1 protein-coding gene is annotated in these 344 nt (G+C 67.7%); it reads left to right on the top strand.

Annotation, left to right across the window (positions count from 1 at the left end):
- Positions 1–178 precede the first annotated feature (178 nt).
- A partial coding sequence (locus D8M29_RS13395; RefSeq protein WP_148110911.1) for a helix-turn-helix domain-containing protein occupies positions 179–344 on the top strand: 166 nt, incomplete at its 3' end.

Genomic DNA, 344 nt, shown 5'->3' with positions numbered 1-344 from the left:
CGCTGCAGGCTCACCACCGTGACCAACACCGGAGACGAGGTGGACCCCGACACCGAACTCACCCTCGGCCTCAGCGCCTGACCCCCATGAAGGATCAGACCGCTACACCATCACGAGGGGCTTGACCCCCGCAGGATGGAAGTTCCTCAACAACCCACCTGCCAGAAGAGACCCACTCATGACTCACGCTAACGCACCCCTGACCCCCACTGGCCGTCTCAGGATGGTCCACCGCCACCTGCACGACGGGATCCCGCAGGCACACGTGGCCGCCGAGTTCCGGGTGAGCCGGCCCACGGTGGCCACCTGGGTCGCCCGCTACCGCGCCCAGGGAGAAGCCGGCC

The organism is Micrococcus sp. HSID17227 (assembly GCF_003989405.1).
Classification (GTDB): domain Bacteria; phylum Actinomycetota; class Actinomycetes; order Actinomycetales; family Micrococcaceae; genus Micrococcus; species Micrococcus luteus.
Note: the sequence above shows the minus strand (reverse complement) of the source record. Positions and strands in the feature narration are given on the sequence as shown.